Source organism: Stenotrophomonas bentonitica (genome assembly GCF_013185915.1).
GTDB lineage: Bacteria > Pseudomonadota > Gammaproteobacteria > Xanthomonadales > Xanthomonadaceae > Stenotrophomonas > Stenotrophomonas bentonitica.
Genome location: NZ_JAAZUH010000011.1, coordinates 1 through 548, shown reverse-complemented (window position 1 = coordinate 548; position 548 = coordinate 1). Strand labels below are relative to the sequence as shown.

General features: G+C 64.8%; 1 protein-coding gene. It reads right to left on the bottom strand.

Annotated elements, in window-relative coordinates; genetic code table 11:
* Window positions 1-548: EF-Tu/IF-2/RF-3 family GTPase (locus tag HGB51_RS20145; RefSeq protein ID WP_246233720.1), on the bottom strand; the 548-nt coding region annotated here is incomplete at both ends.

Here is a 548-nt window from a genome sequence, read left to right as displayed (position 1 = left end):
ACGTCGTCACGCTTGGTGCCGCGCAGCAGCAGACCGGCGTTGTCGCCTGCCTGGCCCTGGTCCAGCAGCTTGCGGAACATTTCCACGCCGGTCACGGTGGTCTTCTGGACCGGACGGATACCGACGATTTCGATTTCGTCGCCGACCTTGATGATGCCGCGCTCGATACGACCGGTCACCACGGTGCCGCGGCCCGAGATCGAGAACACGTCTTCCACCGGCATCAGGAACGGCTTGTCGATGTCACGCTCCGGCTCCGGAATCCAGGTGTCCAGGGCTTCGACCAGCTTGATCACGGCCGGCACGCCGATGTCGCTCTGGTCGCCTTCCAGCGCCAGACGGGCCGAACCGGAGATGATCGGGGTGTCGTCACCCGGGAAGTCGTACTTGCTCAGCAGCTCGCGGACTTCCATTTCGACCAGTTCCAGCAGCTCGGCGTCGTCCACCATGTCGGCCTTGTTCAGGAACACGACGATGTACGGCACGCCGACCTGGCGCGACAGCAGGATGTGCTCGCGGGTCTGCGGCATCGGGCCGTCAGCAGCCGA